Here is an 18026-nt window from a genome sequence, read left to right on the forward strand (position 1 = left end):
GATCATTTACCACTTCTTCAGCATTCCGGTGGAACGTCATGCCCAAACCAACAAGGTCCACGAAAATGCGCAAGATTGACATGAGCAAGGCCCATTATGTCGGCCTCGACCAGCGGATCGCTCCGCGGAGCGACGTCTATTGCCGCCTGCCCTTCGTCATGCCCGATGGTCGCCAGGAAATGTGCACCTGCGTCAACATCAGCGCCGACGGTTTGCTGATGCGTTTCGAGCGCGGGCTCGAGCCCGGCGACCTTGTCGTGTTCCGGATGCCGATCATCGGTCGGGCGGCCGCCAAGGTGGTCTGGTCGCTGGGCGGCAAGACCGGTGTGCAGTTCGAAAAATCCATCTCCGCCGAGGATTATCTGCCGATGATCCGCGCGATGGGCGCGCGCGGTGACGTGAACTAGGCGACGTTTAGCCGCTCCTGAGCAGCGGCACCGCCGCATCGCGCTCGAAGAGGTAGAGGCAGAGCCGCACCGCCTCGCCGCGTGCGCCCTCCATGCCGCCGTCGCGTTCGACGAACAGCCGCGCATCGTCGTGCGCCACGGGCAGCAGCCGTACCAATTGTTCGGGAGCAGCAAGCCGGTAATCGGCTTCCCCCGACTGTTTGAGGCCCAGAAGCTCGCCGCCGCCGCGCAGTTCGAGATCCTTTTCGGCAATCACGAACCCGTCGTTCGTCTCGCGCATCAGCGCCAGCCGCTCGCGCGCCGTATCCGACAGGGTCGGCGAACGCAGCAGCAGGCACACCGATTTCGCCGACCCGCGCCCGACGCGGCCGCGCAGCTGGTGCAGCTGGGCCAGCCCGAAATGTTCGGCATGTTCGACGACCATCAGGCTGGCGGCGGGAACATCGACGCCGACCTCGATCACCGTCGTGGCGACGAGCACGCCGATCTCCCCGGCCTGGAAGCGCGCCATGACATCGTCCTTGTCGCCCCCCTTCATCCGGCCATGCACCAGCCCGACACGGTCGGCGCCCAGCCGCTCGCGCAGCAACGCCGCACGTTCTTCGGCCGCGGCCAGCTCGCTCGCCTCGCTCTCGGCGACAAGCGGGCACACCCAATAGGCTTGCGCGCCGGTCGCAAGATGGCGTTCGAGCGAGGCGACGACCTCGTCCAGCCGCTCGACCGACACGACGCGCGTGTCGACCGGCGTGCGCCCCGGCGGCATCTCGTCGATCCGCGACACGTCCATCTCGCCATGATTGGCGAGCAAAAGCGTGCGCGGGATCGGCGTCGCGGTCATCACCAGCAAGTGCGGCGGACGGTTGGCCTTTTGGGTGAGCATCAGCCGCTGCGCGACGCCGAAACGATGTTGTTCGTCGACGACGACCAGCGCGAGATCCCTGTATGTCACCGCCAGCTGGAAAATCGCGTGGGTGCCGACGAGAATGTCGATGCTGCCGTCGGCCAGCCCCATCAGCGTCGATTCGCGCACCCGCCCCTTGTCGCGCCCGGTCAATATGGCGAGGTTCACCGGCAGCCCGGCAAGCATCGCCTGCAAGGTCGAAAAATGCTGGCGCGCGAGGATTTCGGTCGGCGCGAGCAGCGCCGCCTGCGTCCCTGCCTCGACCGCCGTGAGCATCGCGCGCAGCGCGACCAGCGTCTTGCCCGATCCGACATCGCCCTGCAGCATCCGCAGCATGGGCGTGTCCCGCGCCATGTCGCCCGCAATCTCGCGCCCGACGCGCTCCTGCGCGCCCGTCAGGCCAAAGGGCAGCTTCAGCGCGCCCGTCAGCCGCCCGTCGCCGGCGATCGCCCGCCCCTTGCGGTTGCGCAGCCCCTGGCGGATCAGCATCAGCGCGACCTGGTTCGCGAAAATCTCGTCATAGGCGAGCCGGTCGCGTGCCGCCTCGTCGCGGGGGCTGGCATGCGCACGCGCGAGCGCCTCGCGCCACGCGGGCCAGCCCCGGCTGGCGAGCAGGGGCGCGTCGATCCACTCGGCAAGCTCGGGCCGCCGTTCGAGCGCCACCGCCGCAAGCTGCGACAGGCGCGCGTTGGTCAGCCCCTCGGTCAGCGGATAGACAGGCTCATGCTCGGCTATCGTACCGCCATCGCCCGGCTCGGCGACATGGTCGGGATGGACGATCTGGCGCATGTCGCCATAAAGATCGAGCCGCCCCGACACGCGGCGCGTCTCGCCGAGCGGGAAGAGCTTGCGCGCCAGCCCCGACGTCCGCCCGAAATAGACGAGCCGCACATGGTCGCCCGCACGGTCGAACGCCTCGACCCCGAACGGCGCACGCGGGCTGCGGCCGGGGCGATAATCCTGCGCGGTCACCTCGACGATGATCGTCTGCCCCGGCTGCGCGTCGTCGAGCCTGTCGACGGGGATGCGCGAGATGAGCCCGGTCGGCAGGTGGAAGAGCACGTCGACCACCCGCTCCAGCCCCAGCCGCGCCAGCGGCTTGGCCAGCTGCGGCCCGACGCCTTTCAGGTCGGTGAGCGCGGCAAAGAGTGGATTGAGGATTTCGGGTCGCATGGATCATCATGTCTAACGCTCGCCGCGCAAAGTTACACCCCCTCTCCCCTTTCGGGAGAGCGCGGCGAGAGTTGGTCCAGCTTCCGACACGCTATCCCCCTAGCTCGTCATCCCGGCGAAGGCCGGGATCTCGCCGGTGCGTAAGAGGGCGAGGGCGAGATCCCGGCCTTCGCCGGGATGACAAAATCGGGCAAGGCGCTTCTCTTGATACATCGCGCAACCGCTCTAAAAGGCCCGCCATGATCGACCGCCTCAAACGCCTCCGATTCCGCGCCTGGCACCGCGGCACGCGCGAGGCCGATTATATGATCGGCGGCTTTTTCGATCGTTATTCGCCCGTCTGGGGCGAAACCGAGATTGCATGGTTCGAGGCCATGGTCGAGGAGGACGACGTCGACATCATGGCGTGGGCGCTCGGCACGGCCGCGCCGCCCGCGCATCTCGACAGGCCCGACCTCATCGCGGCGATGCGCCGGCTCGACTATATCCCGCTGCCATGACCCGAAGTGCTGCCGATATATCTGCCGCGATCGCATCGGCCGCGGCGCCGCTGACGCTCGCGCGCGCCGCCGACGGCTTCCTGCCGCTGCTGCTCGCCGACCTCGCGCGCGCGAGCGACAGGCGCCTCGTCTATATCGCGACCGACGATGCCGCGATGCAGGCGATCGCCGACGCCGCGCCCTTTTTCGCCCCCGACCTCACCGTCCACCGCTTTCCCGCGTGGGACTGCCTCCCTTATGATCGCGCCGGGCCGTCGATGCGCGTCAGCGCCGACCGGTTGGCGACACTCTCCGCCTTGCAGGCGGCACCGAAGCGCGGCGAGCTGATCCTGACCACCGTTGCCGCGATCACCCAGCGCACGCTCACCCCCTTCCGCATCCGGCAGCTCGCGACGACCTTGGCGCCCGGCCAGCGGATCGACCGCGATGCGCTCGCCGAGCTGCTCGTCGCCAACGGCTTCAGCCGCGTCGATACGGTCGCCGATCAGGGCGAATTCGCGGTGCGTGGCGGCCTGCTCGACCTGTTTCCGGCGGGCGATGAGACGGGGCTGCGCGTCGATTTCTTCGGCGACGAGATCGAAAGCATCCGCCGCTTCGACCCCGCCGACCAGCGCAGCCTGGGGCCCGCCAAGGCACTGCAACTGCTCCCCGCGTCCGAAACCCTGCTCGACGACGCGACGATCAAGCGCTTCCGCTCGGCCTATCGCGAATTGTTCGGCGCGCAGGCGACCGGCGATCCGCTCTATCAGGCGGTCAGCGACGGGCGGCGGCAGGCGGGCATGGATCACTGGCTGCCGCTGTTCGAGGAGCGGCTGGCAACGCTGTTCGACCATGTCGACCCGGCGACGCCGGTGCTGCGCGGCCACCGCACCGATCAGGCCGCCGAGACGCGCTTCGCCGCGATCGCCGACTATCATGCCAACCGCGTCGCCGCCGAACGCGAATCGCCGGGCAGCTACCGCCCGCTCGCGCCCGAGGCGCTCTATCTGACCGAGGGCGAATGGACCGAAGCAGCGGCGAGGCGCCCGATCCATGTCGTCACGCCCTTCGATGTCCCGCCCGCCGCATCGGTCGTCGATCTCGAAACCTTTGCCGCGCGCGATTTCACCCCCGAACGCACCGCCGACCTCAACGTCTATCACAAGGTCGCCGACCATCTGTCGGACGAGCGCCGCAAGGGACGTCGGACGATCATCGCCAGCTATTCGGCCGGCGCGCGCGATCGCCTGTCCGGGCTGCTTCGCGAGCATGGCGTGACCTCGCTGGTTCAGGTCGAGACGTGGCAGGAAGCGCTGGGCCTTTCTTCCCCCCTCCCGCTTGCGGGAGGGGTCGGGGGTGGGCCGACTTCTGCACCGACGTCTGAGAATTCGCCCACCCCTAACCCCTCCCGCAAGCGGGAGGGGAATCAGGTCGCCCTCATCGTCCTCCCCCTCGATCATGGCTTCGCCAGCGACGCGATCAGCCTGCTCACCGAGCAGGACATTCTCGGCGAACGCCTCGTCCGGCGGCAGAAGCGCCGCAAGAGCGCCGACGCCTTCCTTGCCGAACTCGCGACGCTCAGCGTCGGCGATCTGGTCGTCCATCTCGACCATGGCATCGGCCGCTATGAGGGACTGACGTCGATCCCGGTCGGGAGCAGCCCGCACGATTGCGTCGCGCTGACCTATGCGGGCGGCGACAAGCTCTACGTCCCCGTCGAAAATCTCGACGTCCTCTCCCGCTATGGCGGCGAGAGCGACGGGGTCGCGCTCGACAAATTGGGCGGCGAGGCATGGCAGCGGCGCAAGGCGCGGATGAAGGAGCGTATCCGCGAGATTGCGGGCGAGTTGCTCGCCACCGCGGCGCAGCGCGCGCTCCGTCCCGGCGAGATACTCGCGCAGGACGCCGCCTATCCCGCCTTCGCCGACCGCTTCCCCTATCAGGAAACCGACGATCAGGACCGCGCGATCGGCGAGGTGCTCGCCGACATGGCGTCGGGGCGCCCGATGGACCGGCTGGTGTGCGGCGATGTCGGCTTCGGCAAGACCGAGGTGGCGCTGCGCGCCGCCTTCGTCGCGGCGATGGCGGGGGTGCAGGTTGCGGTGGTGGTGCCGACCACCCTGCTCGCGCGCCAGCATTTCACGAACTTCGTCGAGCGCTTCAAGGGCTTTCCGGTCAATATCGGCCGCCTGTCGCGCCTCGTTCCCGCCGCCGAGGCGCAACGCACCCGCGACGGCCTCGCCAGCGGACAGATCGACATCGTCGTCGGCACCCACGCGGTGATCGCCAAATCGGTCGTGTTCAGGAATCTCGGCCTCGTCATCGTCGATGAGGAACAGCGGTTCGGCGTCGTCCACAAGGAGCGGCTCAAACAGCTGAAAGCCGACGTCCATGTGCTGACGCTCACCGCGACGCCGATCCCGCGCACGCTCCAGATGGCGATGTCGGGGCTGCGCGAGCTCAGCGTCATCCAGACGCCGCCGGTCGACCGGCTCGCGGTGCGCACCTATGTCGCGCCGTGGGATCCGGTGGTGATCCGCGAGGCGCTGCTGCGCGAGCATGACCGCGGCGGGCAGAGCTTCTTCGTCACCCCGCGGATCAAGGATCTGCCCGACATCGAGGAATATCTGCGCACCCGCGTGCCCGAGATCAAATATGTCGTCGCGCACGGCCAGATGGCGCCAGGCGAGGTCGAGGAACGGATGGGCGCCTTTTACGACCGCAAATATGACGTGCTCGTTTCGACCACGATCGTCGAATCCGGCCTCGACATCCCCAGCGCCAACACGCTGATCGTCCACCGCGCCGACCGCTTCGGCCTCGCGCAACTCTACCAGCTGCGCGGCCGCGTCGGACGGTCGAAGACGCGCGCCTATGCCTATCTGACCACACCCGAGGGCGGCGGCATCACCGACACGGCGGAAAAGCGCCTCAAGCTGCTCGGCGATCTCGACACCTTGGGCGCGGGCTTCCAGCTCGCGAGCCACGACCTCGACATTCGCGGCGCGGGCAATCTCGTCGGCGACGAGCAGTCGGGGCACATCCGCGAGGTCGGCTTTGAACTCTATCAGTCGATGCTCGAGGAGGCGATCCTTGTCGCCAAGGCCGAAGGCGCGGGCAAGCTGCCGCCGCGCGAGGCGCTGTCGCCCGTCATCACCATCGATGCGCCGATCCTCATTCCCGAGGATTATGTCCCCGACCTGCCGCTGCGCATGGCGCTCTATCGCCGCCTGAACGAGGCCGAGGATCGCGCCGCGCTCGACGCCTTCGCCGCCGAGATGATCGACCGCTTCGGCCCCCTGCCCCCCGAAACCGCGAATCTGGTGCAGTTGATGGAGATCAAGGCGAACGCCAAGGCCGCGGGCATCGCCAAGCTCGACGTCGGCACCAAGGGCGCGCTGGTCAGCTTCCACGGTGACGAGTTCGCCAACGTCCCCGGCCTGATCGCCTATGTCGAACGGCTGAAGGGTCGCGCGCGCATCCGCCCCGACAACAAGCTGTCGGTCAGCGGCGAGTGGGCGAGCACCGGCGCAAGGCTCAATGGCGCTTTGCAGCTGTCAAAGGGTTTGGGGAAGCTGGCGCGGCAGGCGGCATAGCGGGATCGTCATTGCGAGCGGAGCGAAGCAATCCCCAGCTATCGGCTCGGCTCGAACCGATAGCTGGGGATTGCTTCGTCGCTACGCTCGTCGCAATGACGAGCCTTATTCCATCAACCCCGGCAACTGATCCCCCGGCACCGGCCCCGATTTCAGGAACCCCTGCCACGTCGCCACCCCGATTTCGGCCAGCCGCGCGAGCTGGCGTTCATTCTCGATCCCCTCGGCCACCACCAGCAGCCCCAGCGCGCGCGCCAGGTCGACGATCGCGCGCACGACGATGCGGTCGCGGTCGCTGCCGTCGATCGTGCGGGTAAAGCCGCTGTCGATCTTCAGATAATCAATCGGCAATCGCGCGAGCAGCGAGAGGCTGGAATAGCCGGTGCCGAAATCGTCGATCGCGATGGCGCAGCCGAGCGCGCGGATCTGCGCCAGCTGTTCGGCGGCGCTCGCGGGGTCGCTCAGCATCGCCTGTTCGGTAAGTTCGAGCGTCAGCCGGTCGGGATCGACCTTCGCGTCCCTGGCCATCGCCGCGAACCGCGCGGCGAAGTCGGGGTCGCCAAGGTCGGCGGCGGTGATGTTGAGCGACACGCGCAACCGCCCCAGCTGCCGCGGCCAGCGCGCCATTTCGGCGAGCGCGACGCGGTGCGCATGTTCGGTCAGTTCGCATTCGAGCCGCGCCGCGCGCGCCGCCGTCACCAGCGGCCCCGCGCCGAGCAGGCCAAGTTCGGGATGCTGCCAGCGCAGCAGCGCCTCCACCCCGGTCATCGCGCCGGTCGCGACGTCATATTGCGGCTGGTAATGGATCACCACCTCGTTCCGCGACAGCGCCGCATGGACCATCACCCCGTCGCGCGCCGACGCCGGCCGCGCGAGCTGGTCGCACGCCTGCAACAATTGTTCGGCGACCGATTCGTCGCGCACGATCAGCGCCGTGGCGATGCGGATCGACAGGCGGCCGTGCGGGTCGCCGACGATCGGTTCGGCGAGCGCGACGTGCAGCGCGCGTTCCTGCGCGCGCAGCGCGCCGAGCGCGAGCGGCGTCGCCGGCACGATCAGAAAGCGCGGCCCGTCGAGCCGCTCGACGCACGAACCGGGTCCGAACTCGTCTCCGGCAAAGTTTTCGAGTCGTCGGCCGATTTCGTCGAGCACCGCGTCGCCCGCGGCGGTCCCCGCGCTGTTGTTGATACGCGCCATCTGGTCGACCTGCACCAGAATGACCCCGGCATCCTCGTCGTGACGATCGTGCTGGGCTTCGATTTTCCGGGCACAGGCGGTCAGCGATTCGGACAAGCGATTCATCGGATTTCCCTAGCAGGCTTTGCTTGCCAAACGCTTGTCTTTTGCATCACAAGATGCAGGTGGCTGTCATAAAATCTCCCCCCATCGCGGCGGCAGCGCCGCTGATCGACGGTCATGGCCGCCGGATCAGTTATTTACGCTTGTCGGTGACCGACCGGTGCGACCTTCGCTGCCGCTATTGCATGGCCGAGGATATGCAGTTCCTGCCCAGATCGGCGGTGCTCAGCATCGAAGAAATGACCGAACTGGCCGAGCGATTCGTCGCGCGCGGTATCCGCCGCATCCGGCTGACCGGCGGCGAACCCTTGGTGCGGCGCGGAATCGACACGCTGGCCATGCGGCTCGGCGCGCTGATCGGCAAGGGGCTCGACGAGCTGACGCTCACCACCAACGCGATGCGGCTCGCCGATCATGCCCCGACGCTCGCGGCGGCGGGCGTTCGGCGCGTCAATGTCAGCCTCGACACGCTCGATCCGGCGGCTTTCCGCCACATCACGCGCGTCGGCGACCTCGCCGTTGCGCTCAATGGCATCGCCGCGGCGCGGCAAGCCGGGCTCGCGGTCAAGATCAACATGGTCGCGCTTGCCGGGCTGAACGAGGACCAGTTGCTGCCGATGCTTCGCTGGTGCGCCGACAATGGCTGCGACCTCACGCTCATCGAAACCATGCCGCTCGGCGAGGTCGCGGACGACCGCAGCGACCATTATATCCCGCTGCACCAGTTCATCGCCCCGCTCCGCGCCGCACACGCCCTCTATCCGATCGACAAGCGCACCGGCGGTCCCGCGCGCTATTTCGCGATCGAGGACAGCCCGGTGACCCTGGGCCTCATCACCCCGCTCAGCGACAATTTCTGCGCGACGTGCAACCGCATCCGCCTGACGGTCGAGGGGCGCGTCTATATGTGCCTGGGACAGGATGACCATGTCGACCTGCGCGCGGCGCTGCGCGAAGGCGGCGACGTCGACGGCTTGATCGACCGCGCCCTCGCTGGCAAACCCCGCGCGCACGACTTTCGCATCGAACGCGAATCCACACCGGCGGTCGCGCGTCATATGAGTGCAACGGGCGGCTGACGCGGCGGCCGCGAGGGGGAACCGGACATCATGTTTCGCAAGATCGCGCTTGTCGCATCGAACGCGCCCGCCGCAATGGAGGCCGAGGCCGAACTGCGCCCGCTCTACGACTTCGTCGACATCGGCGAGGCCGATCTGCTGATCGCGCTCGGCGGCGACGGATTTCTGCTGCACATGCTCCACCAGCTGCTCGACCAGCGCCGCAGCCTGCCCGTATTCGGGATGAACCGCGGCACGATCGGCTTTCTGATGAACGAGTTTCGCGTCGAGGGGCTGCTCGACCGCGTCGCCGCGGCGCGCCCCTATCTGATCCACCCGCTGTCCGGCGACATCGTGACGGTCAGCGGCGAGCGCCACATATTGCCCGCGATCAACGAGATTTCGCTGCTGCGCGAGACGCGCCAGGCCGCCAAGCTGGAGGTGATGATCAACGAGCGGACGATGCTGGAGGAGTTGGCCTGCGACGGCGTGCTCGTCTCGACCCCCGCGGGATCGACCGCCTATAATCTCAGCGCCAACGGCCCGATCCTGCCGCTCGATTCGGCGATGCTGGCGCTCACCCCGATCAGCCCCTTCCGCCCGCGGCGCTGGCGCGGCGCGCTCGTGCCCGAATCGACGAGCATCCGCTTCAACGTGCGCGAAGCGGCCAAACGCCCGGTCAGCGCGGTCGCCGACCAGCGCGAGATCCGCGACGTAAAGACCGTCCTCGTCACCACCGACCGCAGCCGGCCGCTGACCCTGCTGTTCGATCCCGACCAGGGCCTCGACGAACGCATCGCGATGGAACAATTTATCGTTTGAGGGCTTGCAAAATCCGGCAAGCGGCGGCAAAGGAGCGCCTCGCCCGCCACGGCGGGATGTTCCTCGGTAGCTCAGCGGTAGAGCAATCGACTGTTAATCGATTGGTCGCAGGTTCGAATCCTGCCCGGGGAGCCATTTTCCTTTCCATTGTCCGGCGTTCCGCCTTCTGCCCCTGCCTCGGTGAGCATGGGGGCGGCGGCTGTGCCGATACTGACGGCGATGGCGCTTTGCGCCCCTTGTGCGTCGCGGCGACGCCAGGCGTCGCGCGGTTCGCGTCGGAGACGCTTGCCAGGTAATGTCGGCCGCTGATGCCGGCGCCGAACAACGCCCGTTCCCCGCAAGGATGGGACATCGCTCCGTCGCGGCGCCGCGCTTCAGTTCAACCGGTCCAGCAGAATCCCGATGTCGGCGACGGGCATGCAATGCCGGGCGATAAACGCATCAAGATCGTCGATCCGCGCCATTTCGCCGTCGTCCCGCATGATCGAACAGATGACCGCCATGTCGCCCGCCCCCGCCAGCGTGCATAGTTCGATCGCAGCTTCGGCGGCGGCGGCCCTTTCCCTGACGCCGCCCGGCGCGCCGATCAACGGGAATATGTGGCCCGGCGACACAAGATCGTCACCCGATGCGGTCGGGGAAGCCGCGACGCGGACGGTATGGGCCCGGTCCGCTGCCGATATACCCGTTCCGACGCCCTCGCGCGCCTCGATCGACCGTCCGAAGGGGCGGCCCGACTGACGGTCGGCGCCGGGATTGATCAGACTGATGCCCAGCCGCACGGCGCGTTCCGGCCGCATCGCAAGGCAGATAAGGCCACGGCCGTGGTTTGCCATGAAATTGAGCGCCTCGGCTGTTGCGTGCCGCGCGGCGAGCGCGAAGTCTATGTCGCCTCCGCGCAACCGATCGCCGGTGATGACGATGATCTCTCCCCGTCCAAGCGCCTCGATGGCCCGATCAATATCCGGCATTCACGCTGCCTTTCGTGCCGCGGCGAAGCTGCTGGCGCCGGACACAAGCTGGTCGGCGACAAGCTCGAGCTGAAATCGCGCCCGATCTTCAAGGCATTCGCCATCGGGCGAAAAAAGCCCGCGATAGGTGCGAACAGTCGCGCCCATCGGCGTCGGCCAGCCGCGGAGCGCATGGACGATGCTGCGGAGCGTCTGCATCGTGCTCATTGTCGCCTGGTCCCCATATGCCGTCGCGATCAGGCCGACCGCACGCCCATCGAGATAGGGCCGTGCATCGCCCGCCAGTTCCTCCAGATAATCGAGCGCGTTTTTCACAAGGCCGGAAATCGTGCCGTGATAGCCGGGGGCCGCGATCAATACGCCGTCGGCGTCCCGCACCGCCGCGACCAGCCTTGCGCCGTCGTCGGGGGAGTGCAGCGGCCCGCGATAATGGGGCAACGCCCCCAGATAGGCGCCGCCGAAGATGTCCACATGCGCGCCCTTTGCCCGCGCCCGCGCCGCCGCGACGCACAGCGCCTGCTCGGTCGCGCTGATCGGCGATACCGTGCCGCCGATCGCAACGATATTGATCTTCACGCGCATTCCCTTTCTTCAAAAGCAGCGGCGAGTGAACGCCGGGCCGCGGTGTCGATATGCAGCCCTAGCTTGGTGCGCCGCCAAAGAAGATCGTCGACCGTACGGCACCATTCCCGTTCGACGAGATAGGCAATCTCGCGGTCGGTGAGCCCGAAGCCATAATGCCGCCCGCAATCATCGAGCCGTCCGACACCATCCAGAATGTCGAACGCCCTGGTCCCGTAACTGCGCGCGAGGCGATCGGCCCACGACGGCTGAAGAAAAGAATAGCGACCGCCGAGCGATTCGACGAGCCCGGCGTAGCCGTCGATCGCAAAATCGCCGCCAGGAAGCGGCGCATCGCCGGTCCACCGGCTCCGCGCCAATGCGGGCAGGCGCGGCGCAAGCCGATCGACGACCTCTTCGGCAAGGCGGCGATAGGTGGTGATCTTGCCGCCGAAGACCGAAAGCAGCGCCGCGCCGTCGCTCATCGGCGATAGCTCCAGACAATAGCCGCGCGTCGCCGCCTCGGGCCGCCCCGATCCATCGTCGACCAGCGGCCGCACCCCCGCATAGCTCCAGACCACATCGGTCGGCGTGATCGACCTGCGGAAGAAGCGGTTGGCGCCATCGCACAGATAGGCGATTTCCTCTTCGGTGGCGCGCACATCGGTCAGAGCGCCGTCATGGTCGCGATCGGTCGTGCCGATCAGCGTGAAGTCCCGCTCATAGGGAATCGCGAAGAATATCCGCCCGTCGGGAAGCTGGAAGAAATAGCTGTAATCATGGTCGAACAGCCTGCGCACGACGATATGCGACCCGCGCACCAGCCGCACATGTCGGCGCGTTGCCGCGTCGTTCAGTTGCGATACTTCGAGTGCCGCGGGGCCCGCCGCATTGACGATGGCGCGCGCGTGAAACCGTCCTTCCGGCGTATCGAGCGTCCAATGGTCGCCGGTCCGCGCGAAACCTGTGACGCGGCAGCGTGTGCGAATGTCCGCCCCGCGATCGGCCGCATCGCGGGCATTGAGAACGACCAGTCGTGCGTCGTCGACCCAACAGTCCGAATAGGCAAAGCCCGAGACAAACCGATCCTTCAGCGGAGCGCCCGCGACATGATCGCGTAATGCGATCGTTTCGGTAGCCGGCAGGCGCTTTCGCCCGCCGATATGGTCATAGAGGAAAAGCCCCAAGCGAAGCAGCCAGCGCGGACGCAGTCCGTCGACATGGGGCAGGATGAACCGCATCGGGCGCACGATATGGGGGGCGATCGCCCACAAGCGTTCACGCTCGACGAGCGATTCCCGCACGAGCCCGAATTCATAATGTTCGAGATAGCGAAGGCCGCCGTGGATAAGCTTGGTCGATGCGGAGGAGGTTCCGCTTGCCAGATCATTCGCCTCGAGCAACAGGACGCGCGCGCCGCGTCCCGCCGCATCGCGCGCGATCCCGCAACCATTGACGCCGCCGCCGACGATGGCGATGTCGAACATTCGCAAGCCTCTCCCTCCCTCCGGGCTGGAACCTAGAACGCCAGCGGCGCGTGCGCGATGTGCGGAAGGACATGGCGCGCGAACAGGTCTGCTTCCTGCGCGTGCGGATAGCCCGACAGGATGAAGGCTTCGATGCCTTCGGCCTGATAGGCGCGAAGTTTCGCAAGAACCTGGTCGGGGGTGCCGACAATCGCGGCGCCACAGCCCGAACGCGCGCGCCCGATCCCGGTCCAGAGATTCTCCTCGACGAAGCCGTCGCCATCGGCGGCGCTCCGCAATTCGGCCTGACGCTGAACCCCGTAATTTTTGGCGTCGAGCGATTTTTCGCGGATCGCCGCGCCCATCGCCTCGTCGAGCTTCGAGAGCAGACGATCGGCATAGGCGCGCGCTTCGTCCTCGGTTTCGCGCACGATGACATGGACGCGGTAGCCGAACTTCAACCGACGCCCGAACCGCGCCGCGCGTTCGCGCATGTCGGCGATCGTTTCGCGAACCTTGCCCATCGTATCGGGCCACATAAGATAGACGTCGCAGCCCTCGGCCGCGCATTCGCGCGCCTCATGGCTCAGCCCGCCGAAATAGAAGGGCGGACATTTGCCCGAAATCGTGGTGATGCGGGGCGGTTCGAGCTTCAGTTGATAAAATTCGCCGTCATGGTCGAGCGCCTCGCCGTTGAGCAGGGTCCGCACAATCTTCATGACCTCGGTTGCGCGTGCATAGCGTGGCTCGCCGGCCAGCTGCTGGCCGGGCATATCCGAGGAGATGATATTGACATTGAGCCGTCCCCCGGTGCCGAGCGCGTTGGGCCCCAGGATCTGGTCGAGCGTCGCGATGCGGCGCGCGAGCTGCGGAGGCCAATCTTCGCCGATGCGCGTCGCCCAGAGAAGTTTCATCCGCCGCAGCTGCGTCGCGACAGCGGCCGCAAAAACGGTCGTGTCGAGCCCCAGTTGATAGCCCGAAGGAAGCAGGATGTTGTCAAAACCTCCTTCTTCAGCGCGTAGAACGATATTGCGACAATGTTCCCAGCTCGACCGCAGATAGGGATCGGGGACGCCCAGAAACTCATAGTCGTCATCGCAGAGCGCCGAGAACCAGGCGATCTCGCATTGTTGTTGGGTCATGTATCTTCCTCTCCATGCCCTGGGACGCCTCGTTTCGCAGGGTCTTGTCGTGCGCGGCCGAACAGGCCGCAAGCTCAGGGGAGGGCGGCGCCCCGCGCGGCGACAAACACGTCATACCATTCGGACCGCGTCCACCGGACGCGGAGCGCGCTTGCCGCCTCCCCAATTCGTTCGGCGCGCTGCGACCCGACAATCGGCACGATGCCCGCCGGATGCGCCATCAGCCAGCTGTAAGCGGCAACTTCACGCGACACATTTTGTGCGGCGGCCACATTGTCCAGCGCGGCGGCGACAGCCTGGTCGCGGCCGCTTTGCGGCGCCAGCAGCCGTCCCCCGCCCAGCGGCGACCAGGCGAGCGGCACGAGCCCCATCGCCATGGCCTGGTCCAGTTCGCCATTTTCAAAGCAATCGATGCGCAGCGGGCTGATCTCGGGCTGTGTTGCAACCAGCCTGTTACCAAGAAACCGGTTGAGCGCCTCGGTCTGCGCGACGGTGAAGTTGGAGACGCCGAGCGAGCGGAGCTTGCCCGCGGCGATCGCGTCATCCAGTGCCCGCGCGACCTCCTGGGGATGCGCCAGAATGTCGGGACGGTGAATCTGCCAAAGGTCAATCCGGTCGGTGCGCAGGCGCCGCAACGAAGCATCGATCGCCTCGGCGAGATAGTCGGGGCTCTGATCATATGGAAGCGGCGGGCGAATGCCGCCTTTCGTCGCGAGCACCATGCGATGGCGCAGCGGCGGGTCGGCCGCCAGCACCTCGCCCAGCAACGCTTCCGCGTCGCCGAAACCCTTCGCGCCATCGAACCCGTAAATGTCGGCGGTGTCGAGCAGGGTGATTCCCGCGTCGAGCGCGGCGTACACCAGCCGCGCCGCTTCGGCGACGGTGCGTCCGCCCTCGGCGAGCCGCCACATTCCCCAGGCGATGGGCGAAACCGACATTCCGCTGTTTCCGAGCGGGCGCGACGCAGGCGGGGCAGGCAACAGGCTCATAGAGGATTCCTGGCTGGCGGCGCGACCGAAGCGCGCTCGACAAGGGTGTGGGGAAGCCGGTGGTGACTGATGTCGCCACCTTCGATCAGAATTCGCGTCGCGGTGCGGGCCAGCTCGGCCATCGGCTGGTGAATGGTGGTGAGCGGCGGCCACACCGTCCGCGACAAGGTCGTGTCGTCGAAGCCCGCAACCGAAAGCTCCGAAGGCAGGTCGATACCGCGGTCATGCGCGACCGCCAGCACGCCGGCCGCCATGTCGTCATTTGCGGCAAAGATGGCTGTCGGCGGATTGTCGAGGCCGAGCAGGAAGCGTCCGGCCACCACGCCGCTGTCGAAATCGAACTCGCCATCACACACGAGGCCCGGCTCGAACGCGATGCCGGCGCGATCGAGCGCCCGGCGATATCCATACAGGCGGTCGTCGGACGCGCGATGGCTTGGATGACCTTTGACGAACCCGATGCGCCGGTGGCCCACGTTGATCAGATGCGTCGTCATGTCGTCCGCGGCCTGGACGTCGTCCATGAACACCGAACTGGTGAGCGAATGGTTCGTTCCCGGTGAAATGCGAACGAACGGGATGTCGAGCGTTTCGAGCGCCGCGAGCACGGCTTCGCAATCGGTCACGGGAGACGACAAAATGATGCCGTCGACGTGGGTTTCGGTGACCAGCCCGCGCACCTGTTCGCCCACGCCGGGATCGGCCACATCGACCGGCTGCGCCAGCAGGCGGATGCCTCGTTCCTTGCACGATTGCCAGCACCCCGTCTGGATCTGAAACATATAATAGGGGCTGTGATTGTCATAGATCAGCGCAATCTGGTTCGATTTCGCTCCCGACAAAATGCGCGCCGCGACGCTTGGACGGAAATCGAGTTCCGCCATCGCAGCCTCGACGCGACGCCGCGTTTCTTCGCTGACATAGGGATGACCGTTGAGCACGCGGCTCACCGTCTTGACTGCCACCCCCGCCTTGGCGGCGACGTCCCGGATATTGGCCCGCTCGCTCATTGCTTCCATACCTCCGCCAGTCGGCCGAACAGCGGCGCAAAGACGCTGTCCGGCCGGAAAAATACGGGTGGCGTGCCAATCGGCGCGGAGATCTGGTGAACACCGGGCGCAAAATCCTCGCCCGTCCAGCAGTGGCGCCACGGCCCCTTGCCGGGAAGGACGACATTGCGTCGCTCGACCCCCTGCTCGACGACTGGCGCCACCAGGAGGTCCGCACCGTAAAGATACTGATCCTGCACAGTAAAGAGCGTCGGATCGTCCGGGTAGTGGAGGAACAGCGGTCGCTGGGCGGGTAGTCCCCTCTCCTGCGCCTCGTCGCACAGATGTCGGACATAGGAAGCAAGATGCGCATGGACCCGGCTCCAGCGCGCGAAGCAGGCGAGCAGGTCGGGCGTCGAATCATATTGCAGATTGTCGTCGGGGCGGTTGCCCTCATGGCTGCGCATCACCGGTGCGAAGGCCGCCAGTTCGCACCAGCGCTGCATCAGCTCCTCGCTCCGCACATTGCCATGCAGCGATGTATAGCCGCCGCAGTCCGAATGGCTGTAGGCGTTGCCGACCAGACCCGCCGACAGGGCCGCCGTCAATACCGTCCCGATGCCATCGTGGCGGGAGAAATCGACGCTCTGGTCGCCGGCCCACAGCAGCGGGCAATACGCCTGAACGCCGGAAAAACCCGCACGCATGAAAAACAGCGCCTCGCCCGTCTTGCCCCGCGACGCGACAGCCAGGGCGTTGACCTCGGCCCAAAGGACCGGCCAGCGATTATGCGCCTCCATCGGGTCCGACCCGTCGGCGAGCCGGACATCGGTCGGCAGATATTCCCCGAAATCGGCCATCCATCCCGAAACACCGATGTCGAGCAGCTCGCGACCCAGAATATGCTCGGCGAACCAGTCGCGGGTTGCGGCGCGCGTGAAATCGAGAACGCCGCAATAAAATTCCCCGAAATCGACGAGATAGATCTCGTCGCTGTCCCGGCGCAGACACAAATGCCCATCGGCTTTCGCCCGGTCAAAAAGGGTGCCGTCGACCGCCAGATAGGGATTCACATATGCAAGGAAGCGAATGTCGCGTTCGGCCAGCGCCGCGATGCGCGCCCGAAGGTCGGGATAACGCTGTTCGCTGCGCGCGCCGTGGACCCAGTCCCAGAAAAGCCGACGACCAAAGCTCGTCTCGCGAACACCCGCCCAGTCCTCGCACCATAATCCCGACACGGCGGCGCCGGCGTCGAGAAATCGCTCCAGCCGCTCGAAGCTCGACGCACCCGATTTGAGCCCGACGATCGCGCCGCCGATGGCCCAGTCGGGCAACGCGGGTTGTCGGCCAAATCGTGCCGACAATTGCCCGACCAGCGCCGCCGGATCGTCGGCGGCGAAAAACTCGAACCGCGCCCGCGTTCCCCAATATTCGACGCGATGCACGGCCGGATCCGAAAAATCGAGGACGCTATAGCCAAAATCGTCCAGATGAATGGCGATCCATCGGGAGGTCAGGAACGTCGGCTGCGGATAATTGCTGTTCCAATAATCGCCCCCGGCCATCCCTTCGGCATCCATGATGCGGGTCAGGTCCGTCGACTTGTCACGCCCGACGCCGGGTTCGCTCGTCCAGATCGGGAATCGGCGGCCCGCCAGCATCAGATAGCTCATCTGCTCGCCGCCACCCCAGACCGCTTCGCCCGGCTCGGCATGGAAATGCGTCGTTATCCGGTCGTAGCCGCTCCGCAGAAGCTCGACGCGCAGCGTGCTGCCCGCAATGCCCAGCCGCACCGCCGGCTCGCCCGCGTCGAGCAGGAGCATGTCTGCGCCGTCGGCGCGCCAGTCGGTGCACAGGATCGCGCCTTCCGGCGAGTCGTCGATCCGGAAATTGCCGCGATACATGGCGATGCTGGGAGCGCCGCGTGCAATGGCCACCGCAGGACAATCGAAAGCGTGCCGCAGCACAAGATGCGAGCCGAATCGAAGCTCGAACCCGTCATCTCGCTCATAAAACCGCAATATCACGCTTTGCTTCCTCTCGCCGCGCGATTTTTGAACCATAAATCCGGTCTCGCCGCAAGCTCAATGTGACACCGCTTGACATATAGGGTCGACGGGAGCATGCAATGGCGAAACAAGAGGCGCTTTCCCTGTGGTCGGCCGCGGCCGCG

Annotated in this window: 14 protein-coding genes and 1 tRNA gene; 6 read left to right on the forward strand and 9 right to left on the reverse strand. The window is 66.6% G+C overall.

Annotated features, from left to right (window positions below; translation table 11 throughout):
* The first annotated feature begins 65 nt into the window (after positions 1-65).
* Positions 66-407 (forward strand): PilZ domain-containing protein, encoded by a 342-nt coding sequence (locus SPYCA_RS09595; protein ID WP_120219969.1) that lies wholly within the window; start codon positions 66-68, stop codon positions 405-407.
* A 7-nt stretch (positions 408-414) separates the two neighbouring features.
* Here the strand turns inward: SPYCA_RS09595 and recG are convergent, their stop codons facing one another.
* On the reverse strand, positions 415-2481 hold the full coding sequence (gene recG, locus SPYCA_RS09600; protein ID WP_120219970.1) for an ATP-dependent DNA helicase RecG: 2067 nt from the start codon (positions 2479-2481) through the stop codon (positions 415-417).
* Between the two features lie 239 nt (positions 2482-2720).
* Here recG and SPYCA_RS09605 point away from each other — a divergent pair, with 239 nt between their 5' ends.
* Complete coding sequence (locus tag SPYCA_RS09605; RefSeq protein ID WP_120219971.1) at positions 2721-2981, forward strand: FAD assembly factor SdhE; 261 nt, start codon at positions 2721-2723, stop codon at positions 2979-2981.
* Positions 2978-6556, forward strand: coding sequence for a transcription-repair coupling factor (mfd, locus tag SPYCA_RS09610; RefSeq protein WP_120219972.1), 3579 nt, complete (start codon positions 2978-2980; stop codon positions 6554-6556). Before SPYCA_RS09605 ends, mfd begins: the two co-directional genes overlap by 4 nt.
* Positions 6557-6661: 105 nt before the next feature.
* On the opposite strand, the gene SPYCA_RS09615 is transcribed toward mfd, so the two are convergent.
* Positions 6662-7858, reverse strand: coding sequence for a GGDEF domain-containing phosphodiesterase (locus SPYCA_RS09615; protein WP_120219973.1), 1197 nt, complete (start codon positions 7856-7858; stop codon positions 6662-6664).
* Positions 7859-7911: 53 nt separating this feature from the next.
* Here SPYCA_RS09615 and moaA point away from each other — a divergent pair, with 53 nt between their 5' ends.
* From moaA to SPYCA_RS09630, 3 genes are all read left to right on the forward strand, one after another.
* Complete coding sequence (gene moaA / locus SPYCA_RS09620) at positions 7912-8934, forward strand: GTP 3',8-cyclase MoaA (RefSeq protein ID WP_120222249.1); 1023 nt, start codon at positions 7912-7914, stop codon at positions 8932-8934.
* Positions 8935-8964: 30 nt separating this feature from the next.
* On the forward strand, positions 8965-9735 hold the full coding sequence (locus tag SPYCA_RS09625) for an NAD kinase (protein ID WP_120219974.1): 771 nt from the start codon (positions 8965-8967) through the stop codon (positions 9733-9735).
* Positions 9736-9795: 60 nt separating this feature from the next.
* Positions 9796-9870 (forward strand) — tRNA-Asn (locus SPYCA_RS09630).
* 239 nt (positions 9871-10109) lie between these two features.
* Here SPYCA_RS09630 and SPYCA_RS09635 read toward each other — a convergent pair.
* From SPYCA_RS09635 to SPYCA_RS09665, 7 genes are all read right to left on the reverse strand, one after another.
* Positions 10110-10706: a 3,4-dihydroxy-2-butanone-4-phosphate synthase gene (locus SPYCA_RS09635; protein ID WP_120219975.1), complete on the reverse strand. Its 597-nt coding sequence runs from the start codon at positions 10704-10706 to the stop codon at positions 10110-10112.
* Entirely contained in the window at positions 10707-11288 is a 582-nt protein-coding gene (locus tag SPYCA_RS09640) for an NADPH-dependent FMN reductase (protein WP_120219976.1), read from the reverse strand.
* Complete coding sequence (locus SPYCA_RS09645) at positions 11279-12754, reverse strand: glycerol-3-phosphate dehydrogenase (RefSeq protein ID WP_120219977.1); 1476 nt, start codon at positions 12752-12754, stop codon at positions 11279-11281. Before SPYCA_RS09645 ends, SPYCA_RS09640 begins: the two co-directional genes overlap by 10 nt.
* 32 nt (positions 12755-12786) lie before the next feature.
* Positions 12787-13875 carry an LLM class flavin-dependent oxidoreductase gene (locus SPYCA_RS09650; protein ID WP_120219978.1) on the reverse strand — a complete coding sequence of 363 codons (1089 nt, stop codon included), beginning with the start codon at positions 13873-13875 and terminating at the stop codon, positions 12787-12789.
* A gap of 74 nt (positions 13876-13949) precedes the next feature.
* A complete protein-coding gene (locus tag SPYCA_RS09655; protein WP_120219979.1) occupies positions 13950-14864 on the reverse strand; it encodes an aldo/keto reductase in 915 nt (304 codons plus the stop codon).
* Positions 14861-15874 (reverse strand): LacI family DNA-binding transcriptional regulator, encoded by a 1014-nt coding sequence (locus SPYCA_RS09660; protein ID WP_120219980.1) that lies wholly within the window; start codon positions 15872-15874, stop codon positions 14861-14863. The genes SPYCA_RS09655 and SPYCA_RS09660 overlap by 4 nt, the downstream gene beginning before the upstream one ends.
* Complete coding sequence (locus SPYCA_RS09665) at positions 15871-17916, reverse strand: alpha-glucosidase (RefSeq protein WP_120219981.1); 2046 nt, start codon at positions 17914-17916, stop codon at positions 15871-15873. The genes SPYCA_RS09660 and SPYCA_RS09665 overlap by 4 nt, the downstream gene beginning before the upstream one ends.
* Positions 17917-18026: the final 110 nt, after the last annotated feature.

The organism is Sphingopyxis sp. FD7 (assembly GCF_003609835.1).
Lineage (GTDB): Bacteria > Pseudomonadota > Alphaproteobacteria > Sphingomonadales > Sphingomonadaceae > Sphingopyxis.

Coding starts and splice junctions, on each gene's coding strand:
- moaA (WP_120222249.1), top strand. CDS start 7,912: ATGCAGGTGGCTGTCATAAAATCTCCCCCCATCGCGGCGGCAGCGCCG.
- mfd (WP_120219972.1), top strand. CDS start 2,978: ATGACCCGAAGTGCTGCCGATATATCTGCCGCGATCGCATCGGCCGCG.
- SPYCA_RS09605 (WP_120219971.1), top strand. CDS start 2,721: ATGATCGACCGCCTCAAACGCCTCCGATTCCGCGCCTGGCACCGCGGC.
- SPYCA_RS09635 (WP_120219975.1), bottom strand. CDS start 10,706: ATGCCGGATATTGATCGGGCCATCGAGGCGCTTGGACGGGGAGAGATC.
- recG (WP_120219970.1), bottom strand. CDS start 2,481: ATGCGACCCGAAATCCTCAATCCACTCTTTGCCGCGCTCACCGACCTG.
- SPYCA_RS09665 (WP_120219981.1), bottom strand. CDS start 17,916: ATGGTTCAAAAATCGCGCGGCGAGAGGAAGCAAAGCGTGATATTGCGG.
- SPYCA_RS09625 (WP_120219974.1), top strand. CDS start 8,965: ATGTTTCGCAAGATCGCGCTTGTCGCATCGAACGCGCCCGCCGCAATG.
- SPYCA_RS09650 (WP_120219978.1), bottom strand. CDS start 13,875: ATGACCCAACAACAATGCGAGATCGCCTGGTTCTCGGCGCTCTGCGAT.
- SPYCA_RS09595 (WP_120219969.1), top strand. CDS start 66: ATGCGCAAGATTGACATGAGCAAGGCCCATTATGTCGGCCTCGACCAG.
- SPYCA_RS09640 (WP_120219976.1), bottom strand. CDS start 11,288: ATGCGCGTGAAGATCAATATCGTTGCGATCGGCGGCACGGTATCGCCG.
- SPYCA_RS09615 (WP_120219973.1), bottom strand. CDS start 7,858: ATGAATCGCTTGTCCGAATCGCTGACCGCCTGTGCCCGGAAAATCGAA.
- SPYCA_RS09645 (WP_120219977.1), bottom strand. CDS start 12,754: ATGTTCGACATCGCCATCGTCGGCGGCGGCGTCAATGGTTGCGGGATC.
- SPYCA_RS09655 (WP_120219979.1), bottom strand. CDS start 14,864: ATGAGCCTGTTGCCTGCCCCGCCTGCGTCGCGCCCGCTCGGAAACAGC.
- SPYCA_RS09660 (WP_120219980.1), bottom strand. CDS start 15,874: ATGAGCGAGCGGGCCAATATCCGGGACGTCGCCGCCAAGGCGGGGGTG.